Origin of the sequence: Drancourtella massiliensis (assembly GCF_016900655.1) — a bacterium.
Classification (GTDB): Bacteria; Bacillota; Clostridia; order Lachnospirales; family Lachnospiraceae; genus Sellimonas; species Sellimonas catena.
The window spans coordinates 40,490-54,909 of sequence record NZ_JACJKH010000014.1 but is presented as its reverse complement, the minus strand read 5'-3'; the positions used below and the strand labels follow the sequence as shown (position 1 = coordinate 54,909).

17 protein-coding genes are annotated in these 14,420 nt (G+C 46.8%); 3 read left to right on the top strand and 14 right to left on the bottom strand.

Features of this window, described 5'->3' with window-relative positions:
• Window positions 1-22: 22 nt before the first annotated feature.
• The 13 genes from H6A32_RS09070 to H6A32_RS09010 all read right to left on the bottom strand — a co-directional run bounded on the left by H6A32_RS09070 (window position 23) and on the right by H6A32_RS09010 (window position 10,474).
• A complete protein-coding gene (locus H6A32_RS09070) occupies window positions 23-196 on the bottom strand; it encodes a hypothetical protein (RefSeq protein ID WP_204864186.1) in 174 nt (57 codons plus the stop codon).
• A complete protein-coding gene (locus tag H6A32_RS09065; protein WP_204864185.1) occupies window positions 184-1,497 on the bottom strand; it encodes a sensor histidine kinase in 1,314 nt (437 codons plus the stop codon). Before H6A32_RS09065 ends, H6A32_RS09070 begins: the two co-directional genes overlap by 13 nt.
• Entirely contained in the window at window positions 1,473-2,237 is a 765-nt protein-coding gene (locus tag H6A32_RS09060; protein WP_087253714.1) for a LytR/AlgR family response regulator transcription factor, read from the bottom strand. The genes H6A32_RS09065 and H6A32_RS09060 overlap by 25 nt, the downstream gene beginning before the upstream one ends.
• On the bottom strand, window positions 2,230-2,808 hold the full coding sequence (locus tag H6A32_RS09055) for a hypothetical protein (protein WP_204864184.1): 579 nt from the start codon (window positions 2,806-2,808) through the stop codon (window positions 2,230-2,232). The genes H6A32_RS09060 and H6A32_RS09055 overlap by 8 nt, the downstream gene beginning before the upstream one ends.
• A 214-nt stretch (window positions 2,809-3,022) precedes the next feature.
• A complete protein-coding gene (locus H6A32_RS09050) occupies window positions 3,023-3,256 on the bottom strand; it encodes a polya polymerase (protein ID WP_087167095.1) in 234 nt (77 codons plus the stop codon).
• A 42-nt stretch (window positions 3,257-3,298) separates the two neighbouring features.
• Window positions 3,299-4,126 carry a CvfB family protein gene (locus tag H6A32_RS09045; protein WP_191435513.1) on the bottom strand — a complete coding sequence of 276 codons (828 nt, stop codon included), beginning with the start codon at window positions 4,124-4,126 and terminating at the stop codon, window positions 3,299-3,301.
• A complete protein-coding gene (locus tag H6A32_RS09040; protein ID WP_204864183.1) occupies window positions 4,092-4,853 on the bottom strand; it encodes an acyl-[acyl-carrier-protein] thioesterase in 762 nt (253 codons plus the stop codon). The genes H6A32_RS09045 and H6A32_RS09040 overlap by 35 nt, the downstream gene beginning before the upstream one ends.
• A gap of 12 nt (window positions 4,854-4,865) precedes the next feature.
• Complete coding sequence (locus H6A32_RS09035; RefSeq protein WP_204864182.1) at window positions 4,866-6,053, bottom strand: cation diffusion facilitator family transporter; 1,188 nt, start codon at window positions 6,051-6,053, stop codon at window positions 4,866-4,868.
• 40 nt (window positions 6,054-6,093) lie between these two features.
• On the bottom strand, window positions 6,094-6,714 hold the full coding sequence (spoIIR, locus tag H6A32_RS09030) for a stage II sporulation protein R (RefSeq protein WP_204864181.1): 621 nt from the start codon (window positions 6,712-6,714) through the stop codon (window positions 6,094-6,096).
• Window positions 6,715-6,773: 59 nt separating this feature from the next.
• Window positions 6,774-7,466, bottom strand: a complete 693-nt coding sequence (locus tag H6A32_RS09025; protein ID WP_087167090.1) for a GntR family transcriptional regulator — start codon at window positions 7,464-7,466, stop codon at window positions 6,774-6,776.
• On the bottom strand, window positions 7,466-8,353 hold the full coding sequence (gene ispE, locus H6A32_RS09020) for a 4-(cytidine 5'-diphospho)-2-C-methyl-D-erythritol kinase (RefSeq protein WP_087167089.1): 888 nt from the start codon (window positions 8,351-8,353) through the stop codon (window positions 7,466-7,468). Before ispE ends, H6A32_RS09025 begins: the two co-directional genes overlap by 1 nt.
• A gap of 118 nt (window positions 8,354-8,471) precedes the next feature.
• A complete protein-coding gene (locus H6A32_RS09015; protein WP_204864180.1) occupies window positions 8,472-10,031 on the bottom strand; it encodes a DUF3794 and LysM peptidoglycan-binding domain-containing protein in 1,560 nt (519 codons plus the stop codon).
• A gap of 11 nt (window positions 10,032-10,042) precedes the next feature.
• Complete coding sequence (locus H6A32_RS09010) at window positions 10,043-10,474, bottom strand: protease complex subunit PrcB family protein (RefSeq protein WP_087167087.1); 432 nt, start codon at window positions 10,472-10,474, stop codon at window positions 10,043-10,045.
• A 168-nt stretch (window positions 10,475-10,642) separates the two neighbouring features.
• On the opposite strand from H6A32_RS09010, the gene H6A32_RS09005 reads away from it, so the two are divergent.
• Window positions 10,643-11,377: a lysophospholipid acyltransferase family protein gene (locus H6A32_RS09005; protein ID WP_118636088.1), complete on the top strand. Its 735-nt coding sequence runs from the start codon at window positions 10,643-10,645 to the stop codon at window positions 11,375-11,377.
• A 63-nt stretch (window positions 11,378-11,440) separates the two neighbouring features.
• On the opposite strand, the gene H6A32_RS09000 is transcribed toward H6A32_RS09005, so the two are convergent.
• Window positions 11,441-11,695, bottom strand: coding sequence for an HPr family phosphocarrier protein (locus H6A32_RS09000; RefSeq protein WP_191427699.1), 255 nt, complete (start codon window positions 11,693-11,695; stop codon window positions 11,441-11,443).
• A gap of 188 nt (window positions 11,696-11,883) precedes the next feature.
• Between H6A32_RS09000 and H6A32_RS08995 the strand changes: the two genes are divergently transcribed.
• Window positions 11,884-13,344 carry a nicotinate phosphoribosyltransferase gene (locus tag H6A32_RS08995; RefSeq protein WP_204864179.1) on the top strand — a complete coding sequence of 487 codons (1,461 nt, stop codon included), beginning with the start codon at window positions 11,884-11,886 and terminating at the stop codon, window positions 13,342-13,344.
• Between the two features lie 13 nt (window positions 13,345-13,357).
• Entirely contained in the window at window positions 13,358-14,416 is a 1,059-nt protein-coding gene (locus H6A32_RS08990; protein ID WP_204864178.1) for a D-alanine--D-alanine ligase family protein, read from the top strand.
• Window positions 14,417-14,420: the final 4 nt, after the last annotated feature.

The following is a 14,420-nucleotide window of genomic DNA, read 5'->3' as shown; positions in this document are numbered from 1 at the left end:
GAACATCCTGCTCTTAAAATAGTTAGCAACAAATAATCGTCAAAAAAGAATCCCAATTCTTTGTAAATTCCTGTACTTCTTCTGTCTCTTTCTTTTCCATTCTATTCACTTCATCCAGTTCTGTTTTTAAATCTCCCGCAACATAGCGATAGTCTTTTTCTCCCATTTTACTTTCCTCTTTATCTATAATTTCCAAAATTTAATTGTTACAATAAATTCTTTTTCACAAATCTGATATTCAAAATCGCCACGATACTTTCGTACAACATGCTGCACACTTTTGAGTCCATAACCGTGCCGCTGCTTTTCCTTTTTTCCGGTAATCAACTTGCCCTCTTGTACTAATGGGAACTCTTCGATGCTATTGGCGATCGTAATGTATAGCATTTTAGATTTTCTCATAATACGGATTTCAATCCATCGTTTTTTATACTGGATCTTTTCGCATGCTTCTATTGCATTATCTAGCAAGTTACCAAACAGCGAACAAATTTCCGTATCGGTAATGGATACTTCCCCAATTGTACTTGCTTTGATGTGAAAAGCAATCCCTTTTGACTCTGCTTTCATCTTTTTCTGATTCAAAAGCATATCTAAAATTTCCACTTGTGTCCACGTGGCTTTTGTCACCCAATAAAGATCATCCGATATCTCATTTAAATAGGACATGAGTAAATCCCATTTCTCCTTTTTCCCATACTCCTGCAAAACAATAAGATGATTTTTCATATCGTGTGTCAGGATTCGGTTTTTCTCTATCATCTGTTCCAAATCCTTTACATGATTTTTGGACATTTCTTCCAAGTTCAAAAGCATCTCATTTTCTTTTTTCAGCATTTTGAAGCGATAGGAAACGATAAAAACGCCTGATGTTAACACAGCCACTAATACCATAGAAACAGCAGCCGCCCATCCTCTCATAAGTATGGAACCGAGGGCCATATTTCCTAATATCTTTTGATAGATTCGTAGCAGTGCCACTCCCCCTATGCAAAGCCATACCAACACATTTCTGTCGTCCTTTCTGTACCATCCATGATGATCCCACTTCATTAATAGGACTGCAATGCATACTCTTGATATTAAATATAAAACGCATTGTACAATGGACTGTGAAAACTTATAAATATCATCAAAAAATCGCTGCCCTATCACTTCCATACTTATAAATCCAAAGAAAAAATCTAGCAAAGCAAAGATTGTGTAATATAAAATAATAATTTGCAATTTTATCAACACATTCTTACGCTCTACTCCCAAGGCACATAGCCAAGTAACCAAAATGCTAAAAGCAAACATGAGCGTTGAGAAAAATATAATCTTCCGATTGATTCCCATGAGAATTCCCAACACAGTGATATTCCCCCAGATCAGCACCTTCTGCCATTTCCGCAGATGCTCCTTCTCCAATACCGTCCGGTATAAGACCTGATAGCACATCCACACCTCACAGATGGAAAGCAGAATCAGTACTATTCCATGAATTTGTCGTCCCATTCCCGTTCCCTCCAGTAAGCTTCAATCTTTTTCTTCGCTGCATCGATCCGGTACTGGTTCAGTTCCAGTTCATGACCTTCCTCCATGTAGATCGTATTGCCCTTGATACTTTGGACATTGCGGAGGTTGATAATATTACTTCGATCTGCAAGGAAAAATTCATTACTGTCCAGCTTTTTCATCAATTCGCTTAAAGGAATCCGTTCTTTGAAGTTCCCGTGGAAGGTCGCATATTCTGCATATTTTCCCATCTTTTTCTTATGGACGGTAATAATTTCACGGAAATAGACTTTTTGTTCTTTTTCTTCCGGTTCATCCTGTCGTTTCAGCATTAGATATTCATTTTTTTCTGCTCCCATCCGGCGCATGAGTTTTTCCAGGATGTGCGGCAGCCGCTCATCCATCGTTTCTTTCAGGATATACTGATCTGCCTCGATCTCATAGCTTTCCAGCGCAAATTCCGTATGAGATGTCAGGAACACAAGTCCCCGGTTCGGATATGTTTTTCGCAGAAGCCTTCCAAATTCAAGTCCGGTCATCCCGTTCCCAAGTTCGATGTCCACAAAAAAGATATCCCCTTCCTCTCCGTATTCCTGCGTCTTCGCATACTCCAGAAATGCTTCTCCCGATGAGAAAACCAGAAGTTGTGTGTTCAGAAATGCGTCCGCCGTTTCTTTGATTTTGTCCCGGATCATATCCTGCATCCATTTGTCATCATCAACGATAATAATTTTAAACATGTGATTTTTTCTCCTTCAATAGCAGATAATATCGGTTCTGATTGACATCGTGGAAAATTGCTTCTCCATCCTGTATTTGAAGGCGGAAAGTATGCTCCCACAGTCCGTCTTCCCCGTCTCCGGCAATCTTTCTTCCGCAGTGATAGAGGAAGATTCCCTCCTCCTGCTCTGTCACTTTCCGGATGATATCATCCACCGCATCGCCGATCCGCATGGAATGCCGGGCTGGATTCCACCTGCCGAGTAGCTGGTTGACTCTGCTTTTGCTGACTACGACTTTCTCGCAGAAATGTATCCGAAACTCTTTTCTCACCTCCTTGTCCGCTTCCAGCAGGCCGAAGATCTCTTCCGCCTCATCTTTTACATCGTCGTATGAAAAGCCAAGCTCTCCATACGCTTCCATGTGGCAGAGCGCTTTCTTGAGATCTTCTTTCTCTTTCAAACGCTCATACCGATCCCTCAGCCACTGAATACTCTCTAATAAGATTTTCCTGCACTGAAGTGCATCCGTTTTGTAAAATTTTGAGACCGCAAGTTTGATTCCTTCGACTTCTACTTTGGCAAATTTCATTTTTTCTCCCTGCGCCCTCAGCTTAACTATCTTTTCGTCCTGATGAAATTGTACTACATTTTTCGCTAATTTTCGCCCTTTTGTCCTCGAAATCATCATTTTTGTCCTCGAATTCTCCCTTTTCCTTTTGGTATTTTTCTGTCCTCGCCAAATATGTTGAAAAGGCGGAAGATCTGATCTTCCGCCCTGCTTTCTTTGATTCTGTTTTGTTTTCTTAGCCGTTAATCATGAAGGATACGAGTTTGTCGATATCTTCCTTTTCATAGGCAATGATTTCCAGTTCCGGAATCTCGCCGTTGGAAAAGATATTTGCCAGAGATACATACTGAGACAGTTTTGATTTGAGATTCAGTCTGTCACCCTCTCCTGTTACCAGTTCCACCTTTCCTTTACAGCTGTCCACTACTTCAAAAAATTTGTCAATGTCCGTAATGTTCTGTACTTTCATCTGCGTTTCTCCTTTCTTTTTCCTGTTTGTTTCTTATATGATTTATTTGCCTGCAAGGACAATGTCCTTTTCCCTGATTTCAATCTTTTTCTCTTTCAAGAGGCGTCCCACCGCCCGTTTGAATTCGTTTTTGCTCATCTCAAATTCCTTGCGGATCGTTTCCGGCGCCGCCTTATCCGTAAATGGAATCCGGCCGCCATGTTTTTCCATGTAGTCCATCAGTTTTGCCGCGTCTACATCCATCTGGATGAATGCTTTTTCCCGCACGCTTAAATCCAGTTTTCCGTTGTCTTTGACTGCAGATACTCTGGCACGGATCGTCTCGCCTACCCGGTAGGAATGGTACACTTCCCGTTTCGGGATCAGGGCAGAGTATTTTCCGTCTACCGCCACGAAGACACCGAAGCGGTCACTGAGTTCGTAGACAATTCCTTCCACCATATCGTCTTTCTGGTACGGGGAATCGCAGGACAGCTTTTCGTAGACTTTCATGGTCGCGCACAGGCGGGAGCTTTTGTCAATGTAAAGGCTTACCAGAACGTGATCGCCCTTTTTCACCGGTCCGGTCTGCTCCCTGAATGGAAGGAAGAGATCCTTTTCCAGTCCCCAGTCGAGGAATGCGCCGTTCTTTCCGGTATCGATCACTTCCAGCACCGCCAGTTCTCCGAGGGTGAGCTTCGGCTCATTTGTCGTTGCAATGAGACGGTCTCTGGAATCTTTGTATAAAAAGACTTCCACAGGATCTCCCAGCTCTGCCCCTTTCGGTACCTGTTTTTTCGGAAGAAGGACATGCTCCTCTTCCGTTCCCAGATATACTCCGAAGTCTACCTGCTTTTCAATCGTCAATACTTGCTTTTCGCCCAATTTCATCGTTCTGTTCTCCTTTATGCTTTAGCTCCACAACCGCATACGGTTTTCCATTCTCATCCCCAAGCGCTACCGTCGAAATGCCGTCCTGTATCTTGTATGACGGATAAAGAATGTCCCCGTAAACTGCTGATTTTTTATATTCTACCCGCAGGCCGGAAAAGTCCGGCTCCATCCCGTTTTCTTCCAGAAGTTCCACCGCCATCTGCACATACTGGCAGTTGTTGACGTGATGGTTCGTGTCAATATGATACTTCCTGACTTTGATCCGAGACGTTTTGACTCCTCCTTCCGGCATCGGCACTTTCCGGGATGCATATTCCATCGGATACGGCTCTTCCATCCCGTAACGGCTGATCTCCTCTTCGGAAGGCCGGGTCGGACGTCCGGATGCCAGATCCATGTAAACCCAGATTGAGTTGGCATACGCCGTGACTTCTCCATTTTGATCCTTCATGACAAAGTTCCGGTCACCGAAGAATCCGTGGAATCCGGTCGGCCAGGTGCAGGTCCGGATTTCTTCTCCAAGTTTTGGATAGCGCAGGATTTCTACCTGCCAGGAAGAAAGCACCCATGCTTTTTTCTGTTCTTCGAGATACTTCGTTCCTACGCCAAGATCCTCCGACTGAAAGATGCTTGCGTCCTGGAACGAATTGATTATGCCCGGAAGTGTCATGCATCCGTTGTCCGACACTTCACTGAGCCGTACTCTTGATTTCACCTCGTACATATCATCCCTCTTTTACTTTTCTTTTGATTCTGCCACATAGCTTTTTTCCATCGTAATTACGCATTGATACCGCTCGTCCAGATGACGGATTTTCTCCATCACCAGATGAAGCAGTGTATTTTCCTCTTCTTTATCATACCCGTGGGGCATCACCATGTCAAAGATCAGATTGATCTGATGTTCGCCCGGCACCATACGGAAGTCATGAATGCTTGCTTCCGGAGCGGTCTCGGCCACAATGTGTTCCACCTTTTCCCGGATCTGAAGCACATCCTGATCTTTTGTCTCAATCGGATCCATGTGGATCAGAAGATAGATGCCCAGATATTTTCTGGCGTCCCGCTCGATCCGGTCGATGATCTCGTGGGAAACTTCGATATTCACGTCATTTGGCACTTCCGCATGAATGGAAGCCATGCTTCGTCCCGGTCCGTAATTATGTACCAGCAGATCGTGTGTCCCGACAATGCCGTCGTAAGATTCCACAAATCTGGTGATTTCATCGAAAGTTTCCTGCGGGACCGCTTCCCCGATCAATGGTTCCAGTGTATCTTTTGCGATTCCGATTCCGGCCCACATGACAACGAGTGCCACGCCGATTCCGACGAAACCGTCGATATTGATGCCTGTCACACGGAAAAATAATACAGAAAGTATTGTCGCCGTTGTCGTTGCCACATCTCCCATGGCATCGGCTGCCGTGGCCATCATGACTTTAGAATCAATCCTTTTTCCAAGCTTTCGGTTAAACGCCGCCATCCACAGCTTGACTCCGATGGACAGAATCAATATGACAACAGAAATGGTATTGAAGCTGAGGATCTCCGGATTCCGGATTCTCCCAACGGCGTCTTTCAGGAAGGTAAAGCCTACCTGCAGTACGATAAATGCCACAACCAGTGCCGCGATATACTCGATCCGCCCGTGCCCGAAGGGATGTTCCTCATCGGCGGGCTTTTCCGCCATCTTGACCCCGACGAGACCGATGATCGATGATCCGGCATCGGAAAGATTGTTGAATGCGTCTGCCGTAACGGAAATACTGTGAAGTATAATTCCCACGGCTCCTTTTACAAGAAAGAGAAAGACATTGCAGAGGATACCCACCACACTTGCCAGTACTCCGTAGGCTGTCCGCACCGCAACCGTCTCTGTCTGTTCGTAGTTTTTTACAAACCGTCTTACTAAAAATTCTGTCATTCCTTTTCCCTTTCGTCTTTTGTCCTGAAGTACTTTTTCTTTATGATCCGAAGAAGAACCATTTGATTTTGAATTTTGATGTCGCTGTCACCATCTCATATTCCTCTTCTGTCAGGACATGTTCCAGCTGCTTTTTCCCTTTTTCCGGGACGACCGCATGGACGCTGTCGATAAAGCAAAGGCTCGGATACAGAACACACCACCAGTTGTGCCCTTTTGCTTCCCCGATCTGGATCCGGAGCGCTTCATACGTTCCGGCCGGAAAGGTGATATCCCCGTAGGTCTTTTCCGGGAAGGCTGTCCACTCAAGGGATGCCCGGACCGGATAGGAATATCCTTCCTTCTGGATGGTCTCTTCGGCAAGTGCTTCGATCTGCGGAAGGTGGGAGCGGATAAATGCTTTTGTCTGTGCAAGGCTTTCTGTATCCATCTCTTCTTCCATCCAGGAGACAACCGTATCCTTTACTTTCATTTTCAGGTTCTGGTCCTCTTTGCTGTCGCTGTTTGCAAGCACATGGAAGCGCAGCACTTCCTCTGCCATGTGCTCCTGTGTTTTCTCTACTTTTGCGCTGACTGTCTCCGTGCGCCAGACACACGCAGTCAGCATCAGCGAAATCATGACAGCTAACGCTGCCATGATGAGATTTCTTCGTTTTTCCATGATCCATGTCCCTCCCGTTGTTTCCATTACTAACGGGAGTATTGCCGGATCTGGTTGATTTATTCTGCTTTTTCCGGATTTTTATTCCGGCGGATCGTCTCAAGCACGGTTCTTGCCTGCTTGTCGATGTGTACGCCGATTTTTTCTTCCGCCTGCTCTTTTGCGCCTGCTTCCAGATAGGTGATCAGCTCTTTGTGCTCTTTTGAAATCTGCGGATGGAATTCCCGGTGCTTTAAGTATTCCACCCGGTACCGGTACATCTGCTCTCCCAGATTGTTCAGAAGCTGGATCAGTCTCTGGTTTTCTGTAGAGTTGTAAATGATGTCGTGGAAGTGGACGTCTGCCTCGGCAGTCCTTGTCACATCATCAGATGTCAGCGACCGGTCAAACTCTTCCGCCGCCTTTTTGAGCTCTTCAATCTGCTCCTTTGTGATCCGCTCGCAGCTCAGGCTGACCGCAAGCACTTCCAGCGCCCGTCTGACTTCCAGCACGTCCCGCATGCTTTTCTCCGTGATTTCCGCCACTTCTGCTCCTCTTCGCGGAATCATCAGTACCAGCCCTTCCAGCTCCAGCTTCCGGATCGCCTCACGGATCGGTGTACGGCTCACGCCCAGCTTTTTCGCAAGCTGGACTTCCATCAGCCGTTCTCCCGGCTTTAACTCTCCTCTCAAAATCGCCTGGCGGAGTGTATTGAACACCACGTCGCGCAGCGGAAGATACTCATTCATTTCTGCTCCAAAATCTGCTTCCATCAATCGTTCCTCCTGTTCTTTCGTACATTGTGAATGGTTGTTGTGTAAATCTGTCTTGCAAATCCCTTCTGTCGAATCTGTTCCGCTGTTTTCTTTGCCATACTGCGTTCCCTGAACAGGCCGAATACGGTAGGTCCACTTCCGCTCATCATGGCGTTCATGGCTCCGCCGCGAAGCATCTCTTCTTTGATCTGCGTGATCACCGGGTACTGTTTCTCTGTCACACTCTCCAGGACATTTCCCATCGAGCCGGCCACACGGGTGACGTCTTTTGCCCGAAGTCCTTCGATGATTCCGTCAATGTCCGGATGATCCACGATGGCAGAAGAATCCAGCTTTTCGTAGACCATCTTTGTGGAGACGCTGATGGGCGGTTTTGCAATGAGAACGTGGCATTTTGGCATGGCCGGAAGGCGGGTAAGCTTTTCCCCGATTCCTTCTGCCAGAGCCGTTCCCCGCATGATACAGTACGGGACATCCGCGCCAAGTGTGACCCCGCGCTCCATCAGTTCTTTTTCACTTAATTTCCATCCGAAAAGCCGGTTCATCCCGAAGAGCACGGCGGCGGCGTCCGCGCTTCCGCCTGCCATCCCTGCCGCCACCGGAATGTGCTTTTTCAACGTGATGGAAACTCCGTGCTTTTCTCCAAATTCATCCAGCAGAATCTTTGCTGCACGAAACGCAATGTTGCTTTCATCCGTCGGCAAAAAAACGAGATTGGATGCAACGGTAATGCCAGGCTCTTTCCGCTTTTCCAGCGTGACCTCATCATACAGGTAGACGGTCTGCATGATCATCCTGACATCGTGATATCCGTTTTCTCTTCTTCCAAGTACATCGAGCCCCAGATTAATCTTTCCAAGTGCTTTTAACTGAATTCGTTCCATCCAATCTCTCCTTAGTTTATCCTCTTTTCTCTCCTGCCCTTTTCTTCCTGTTCTGGATCTTATAAAAGATTCTATATATATAGAAGAAACGGACAATATGTATTTTGTATACATTTTCTTATAGTATACTCAAATTTTCCTTAAAAATCAATATCCTCTCACCTGGACGCAGTCCTTTTTCCTTCTCGATTCCATTGACCTCACAGATGCTCTCTTCGGTCGTTCCGAACCGCTTGGCAAGGGAGAACAGATCATCTCCGTCTTTGACTGCATACCCTACAATACCCGGTCTCTTTGCCAGTTCTTCCATCGAGCGTTCTTCCATGGTAATGCCTTTGATATTTTCGATTTCCACCGGTTTCCTTACCAGCGCCCGGAAGCAGACGGCAGCCTTAATCTCCGCTTTCCCCTGTCCCAGAAGGTTGACTGTCAGCTGTTCGATGCAGCCGTTTAAGGAACAGCGGATATCCGGATACATTTCATTGCATTCCAGCATACAGGAAAACGGGACCATGCCCTGCCAGGTGTCAAACGGAATATCATCATCCGGCTTGACATACAAAAATCCGATGTGGAGGATTCCTTCTACCTGAATTCCTTCTTCTTTCGCTTCCGTCCGGACAATTTCAAGGCTACCCGACGTATGGCAGATCTGAAAAATATTGTCTTTGAGTTCCGGCAGGGAAAGGGTCTCGCTGACGCTGCATTTCAGGTGGTTCTGCATCACCATCTGCTCATATTCCGCCTTCTCTTTTTCAGCGGTCAGACTGCAGCTTAAGGAATACAGATCCTGGAGAATTTCCACTTCTTCCTCCTCGAAGACGGAGGCTTTTACCTCCAGCGATGCCTCAATGCCGATGATCCGCATTTCTCCGTCCTCATCCAGCCGCACTTCCGCGTTTTCGTCGGTAAAAGCACTGTCGATCTGGTGGAACATTGTCTCATCCGCTCCCGGACAAGGGATCCTTCCCTCAAAGCGTACCGGCTCCTCGATCCAGTTCAATGTCTCATCCGGCGTCTCATAAAAGGCAAAAACAAGCAGCTCCCCTTCCACGATCAGTCCGTCCTGTATCAGTTTCGTATCCAGCCGTTGCGGTTTGATATCCGTCCACAGAAGGGAGGCAATATTTTCTTTCCCTTTCGGAAGGTGGATTTCCTCTTTGATCCGGTATGTATCACGGATGGAGGTCAGCATCTTCAGAATCTTCCGGGTCTCCTTTTTCTTACAGCACCGGTCGACGCCGTCCACGTCTATCGTCAATTCGCCTTCCTCTCCGGCTTCCGGAACCAGCACCATCTCCGCCATGGTCCGGATATTGAGCTTTCTGGAATGGATCATCACCGCCGTCACATCGGTTCTGGTGCTTCGGATCAGCCAGTCTCCCCGTTCCTCTTCTGTGTAAACCATCTCTTCAAACGGGAACTGTCCGGAGAGTTCTGCCATCTTTTCATCCGCCTCATCGGTGACATAGAGAATTTTGAACATCAGCTTTCCATGGATTTTTACATAATGATCCACCTTTCGGATTTCCTCGATCCGCAGCGTTCCTTCGCTTTGCATGACTTTTTTGATATCCTTTTTGTTGTCCGGCACATTGTAGTCTTCATCAATCAGAAACTGGTCTGTCACCGGCTTTCCGCTCCATTGTTTCATAATCTGTTTTTTTACCAACTCCATAGGGAACCTCCTCATTCTTCAAAGACAACATGTCTGTCCTGATAATCCAGTTTCACGACAAGATAAGGCCATGTGTGTTTTTCGATGACCTGTTCCTTTTCTCCCGGTCCTTTCAGCTCCGTGCGGATATGGACGGCGTTTTCGGTCTCGTAAAGTTCTTTTACCTCAATGCTGTATCCGCTGCTCTCCTTTTTTCCATACCCTCTGACAAGGTACATCTGTCCCTGGTCCGTATACGTCAGCTTCATCGGTTCGTCCTTTTTCTCTTCGATTTGAGTCTTTAATTCCTCCGGTATGTCTTCCTTTTCCAGGACCGTAAAGTCCAGCTCCTGCTTTTTCGTTCCTCCCAGGTCCGTGACAGAGCATCCGGACATGCATAAAATCAGGAAGACTGCAGTACAGGAGAAGATGATTTTTCGGAAATTTCCTGCTTTTTTGCTCATTCCATGCGATCCTGCAGTTTCTCTTTATCATCTTACACAAACTTCCCATAAAAAATACCAAATCTTGATTTCTTTTCGCGCATTTTTATAGTATAATAGTGTTACTTTGTAAGTACGTCTTTTTTCGACATACTGTCTATTAAATTTTATGGAAAGGAGCGTATCCCCATGATTCGCTTTATCTGTATTGTCATTTATCTGGTTGTCTATCTGATTCTTTCCATACCGGTCTTTTTTGTGGAATGGCTGATCGGAAAGAAAAACCGGCAGATGCGCGATCTTTCTTCCCTGCGGATTGTGCAGTGGGGTTTTAAATGTATCCTGAAAATCGCGGGCGTAGATGCTACGGTGATCGGACTTGAGAATATTCCGGATGAGCCGGTCCTGTTTGTGGGAAATCACAGAAGTTATTTCGATATTCTGCTGACCTATTCCAGATGCCCGCGGCTCACTGGATATGTTGCCAAAAAGGAGATGGAGAAGATTCCTCTTCTCTCCACCTGGATGAAGTATGTATACTGCCTGTTTCTGGACCGCGAAGATCCGAAGCAGGGCATGAAAACGATTCTTCAGGCGATTGACTATGTAAAGAGCGGGATTTCCATCTGTATTTTCCCGGAAGGAACGAGAAATACCGGAGAAGAGTTAAGTCTTCTTCCTTTTAAAGAGGGGTCCTTTAAGATTGCGGAAAAGGCGGGATGTGCGATTGTCCCGATCAGTTTGAATAATACCGCTCAGATTTTTGAAGCCCATCTTCCGTTTGTCCGGAAGACTCATGTGGTCGTAGAGTACGGGAAGCCGGTATATCCGAAAGATCTGGACAAGGAGACAAGAAAACATCTCGCGCCGTATTTTGAAGCGATTATTAAGGAAACGATTGAGAAAAACGCGGATATGGTATGAGGTAAAAAATCAGGGGAGACAGCGGCCCTATGAGTCACTGTCTCCCCTGATTTTTTTGTATCTCTATTCATTTTTCAAAAATGCTTCCATCTCCAGAGCTGCCTTTTCTTCGTCGTCACCTTCTGCAGTGATCTCGATCTCCATTCCCTTTGATGGTCGGAAAGCCATCATCCCCATAATGCTCTTTGCGTTGATATGCATATCGCCGCTCTTTAACATAATCCTGCTCTGGAACTGGCATGCAATACGAACCAGTTCTGCGCCCGGTGCCTCATATCTGCTTTCGATATCTGCTGCTATCACTTTTCGTGTGGTCATATTGACTCCTCCTTCCATCTGGAAATGTTCTTTTTTTAAGCTTATTATATACCAGTTCCCCGGGGCTTTCAATTTGAAGTTGCGGATTTTTTCTTTCCCTTTGCCCGGATGAGTGCTATAATGTTTCCAGTATTATGCTGAAAAAAAGGCCGTACGCTCTTTTGTGCGGCAAAAAAGGAGTGTGTCCTATGTTGGAACGTAATTTGACATTATTGACAGATTTGTATGAACTGACAATGATGCAGGGATATTTTAAGGAGAAGGATCACGACAAAGTCGTTGTATTTGACGTCTTTTACCGTGCCAACCCTTGTAATAATGGCTATTCCATTGCAGCCGGGCTGGATCAGGTGATCGAGTATATCAAAGGGCTGCATTTTTCGTATGAAGCAGTGGATTATTTAAGAAGCCTGCACATTTTTGATGAAGATTTCCTTCATTATTTAAGTGGATATCATTTCAGCGGTGATATCTACGCAATTCCAGAAGGAAGTGTGATTTTCCCAAGAGAACCGATTATCAAAGTCGTTGCCCCGATTATGGAGGCCCAGCTGGTGGAGACGGCGATTTTGAATATCGTAAACCACCAGTCTCTGATTGCTACCAAGACTGCCCGTGTTGTCTACGCGGCAAACGGCGGCGGCATCATGGAGTTCGGCCTTCGTCGTGCCCAGGGGCCGGATGCCGGACTTTACGGGGCGAGAGCTGCCATGATCGGCGGCTGCGTCGGTACATCCAATGTTCTGGCCGGACAGATGTTTGATGTTCCGGTGATGGGAACCCATGCCCACAGCTGGATCATGAGTTTTCCAAGTGAATACGAAGCATTTAAGGCGTACGCCCGGATGTATCCTAATTCCTGTACTCTGCTTGTGGACACGTACGACACCTTAAAATCCGGTGTACCGAACGCGATCCGTGTATTCAGTGAGATGCGGGAAGAGGGAATCCAGTCGAAAAGCTTCGGAATCCGTCTTGACAGCGGCGACCTTGCATATCTTTCTAAGAAGGCACGTAAGATGCTGGATGACGCAGGATTCCCGGAGGCGAAGATTTCCGCTTCCAATGATCTGGATGAATATCTGATCCACGATCTGAAGCAGCAGGGAGCAGCCATCGACGTCTGGGGTGTGGGCACTCACCTGATCACGTCCAAGGACTGCCCGTCCTTTGGCGGCGTCTACAAGCTGGCGGCTATTCAGGATGAAAACGGCACGTTTGTTCCGAAGATCAAGCTGTCCGAGAATACGGAAAAGATTACCAATCCGGGCAACAAGACGATCTACCGGATCTACGAGAAGGAAAGCGGCAAGATCAAGGCAGACCTGATCTGTTTTGCAGATGAGACTTTCGATGAAAATGACGATCTGCTTCTGTTCGACCCGATCGAAACATGGAAAAAGACGAAGTTAAAAGGCGGCACTTACACGATGCGTGAAATGCTCGTTCCGGTTTTCATCAACGGAGAATGCGTATACCAGTCTCCGACCGTGATGGAGATTGCGGACTACTGCCGCCAGGAAAAAGATACACTGTGGGATGAGACAAAGCGTCTCTTCTACCCGCACAATGTCTATGTCGATTTATCTGACCGGCTGTATCAGGTGAAGAAGGAACTGCTCGATCAGATGAGTATGGATAATTTATAAGGAGGATTTGATTATGAAAATTATTGTATTAGCAGGAGGACTCAGCACTGAGCGGGACGTTTCTTTAAGCTCCGGTGCAGGGATCTGCCGTACCTTACGTGAGAAAGGCCACGACGCTTTTCTTCTGGATCCGTTCCTCGGGCTTCCGGATGCCGGGGATGATCTGGAAGCGGTCTTCAAAAGACCGGACGCAGGTCTTGGAATCGCATCCGGAATCCGCTCCACAGAGCCGGATCTGGAAGCGGTAAAGGCATGCAGAGAAGACAAATCAGACTGCTTTTTCGGCGCCAATGTCATCGAACTTTGCCGGCTTGCGGACATCGTATTTATGGGACTTCACGGAGACGTGGGAGAAAACGGAAAACTCCAGGCATCCTTTGATGTCCTCGGTATCCGTTATACCGGCCCAAGTTCCCTTGGCTGCGCCCTTTCCATGGATAAAGAAATTACGAAGGTGATCTTCGAGGCAAACCAGATTCCGACTCCAAAGGGAACCTGGATGAAAAAATCTGCTTCGGATCATTCCCTTGCTTCCACCGGACTTTCTCTCCCGCTCGTGGTAAAACCATGCTCCGGCGGTTCCAGCATCGGCGTTTATTTCGCCCACACAGAGGAAGAATTTGACCAGGCTGTCCGGGAGTCTTTCCGCTACGAAGATGAGATTATTATTGAAGAGTATATTAAAGGAAGAGAACTCGCCTGCGGCGTCATCGACGGGAAAGCCCTTCCGGTCATCGAAATCTGTCCGAAAAACGGCTGGTTTGACTATGCGAACAAATATCAGGACGGCATGACAGAAGAGATCTGCCCTGCCCGGATTCCGGAAGAAACAGCACTTCGGATTCAGAATATTGCGGAGAAGGCATTCAAGGCACTCAAACTTGACGTGTATGCCCGTGCCGATTTCCTTCTGACTGAAGACGGCAGCATTTACTGTCTGGAATACAACAGTCTGCCTGGAATGACAGCCGCAAGCCTTCTTCCAAAAGAAGCAAAAGCGGCCGGAATCGAATTCGGCGATCTCTGCGAACTGCTGATTGAAAAATCCATGGATGCCCGTTACCGCGGGTAATTAC

Excerpts from the sequence above, each read along its gene's own strand:
- H6A32_RS09010 (WP_087167087.1), bottom strand. The coding sequence starts at position 10,474 with ATGAGCAAAAAAGCAGGAAATTTCCGAAAAATCATCTTCTCCTGTACT.
- H6A32_RS09040 (WP_204864183.1), bottom strand. The coding sequence starts at position 4,853 with ATGTACGAGGTGAAATCAAGAGTACGGCTCAGTGAAGTGTCGGACAAC.
- H6A32_RS09005 (WP_118636088.1), top strand. The coding sequence starts at position 10,643 with ATGATTCGCTTTATCTGTATTGTCATTTATCTGGTTGTCTATCTGATT.
- H6A32_RS09000 (WP_191427699.1), bottom strand. The coding sequence starts at position 11,695 with ATGACCACACGAAAAGTGATAGCAGCAGATATCGAAAGCAGATATGAG.
- H6A32_RS09050 (WP_087167095.1), bottom strand. The coding sequence starts at position 3,256 with ATGAAAGTACAGAACATTACGGACATTGACAAATTTTTTGAAGTAGTG.
- H6A32_RS09055 (WP_204864184.1), bottom strand. The coding sequence starts at position 2,808 with ATGAAATTTGCCAAAGTAGAAGTCGAAGGAATCAAACTTGCGGTCTCA.
- H6A32_RS09025 (WP_087167090.1), bottom strand. The coding sequence starts at position 7,466 with ATGGAAGCAGATTTTGGAGCAGAAATGAATGAGTATCTTCCGCTGCGC.
- spoIIR (WP_204864181.1), bottom strand. The coding sequence starts at position 6,714 with ATGGAAAAACGAAGAAATCTCATCATGGCAGCGTTAGCTGTCATGATT.
- H6A32_RS09045 (WP_191435513.1), bottom strand. The coding sequence starts at position 4,126 with ATGAAATTGGGCGAAAAGCAAGTATTGACGATTGAAAAGCAGGTAGAC.
- H6A32_RS09035 (WP_204864182.1), bottom strand. The coding sequence starts at position 6,053 with ATGACAGAATTTTTAGTAAGACGGTTTGTAAAAAACTACGAACAGACA.
- H6A32_RS09065 (WP_204864185.1), bottom strand. The coding sequence starts at position 1,497 with ATGGGACGACAAATTCATGGAATAGTACTGATTCTGCTTTCCATCTGT.
- ispE (WP_087167089.1), bottom strand. The coding sequence starts at position 8,353 with ATGGAACGAATTCAGTTAAAAGCACTTGGAAAGATTAATCTGGGGCTC.
- H6A32_RS08990 (WP_204864178.1), top strand. The coding sequence starts at position 13,358 with ATGAAAATTATTGTATTAGCAGGAGGACTCAGCACTGAGCGGGACGTT.
- H6A32_RS09060 (WP_087253714.1), bottom strand. The coding sequence starts at position 2,237 with ATGTTTAAAATTATTATCGTTGATGATGACAAATGGATGCAGGATATG.
- H6A32_RS08995 (WP_204864179.1), top strand. The coding sequence starts at position 11,884 with ATGTTGGAACGTAATTTGACATTATTGACAGATTTGTATGAACTGACA.
- H6A32_RS09015 (WP_204864180.1), bottom strand. The coding sequence starts at position 10,031 with ATGGAGTTGGTAAAAAAACAGATTATGAAACAATGGAGCGGAAAGCCG.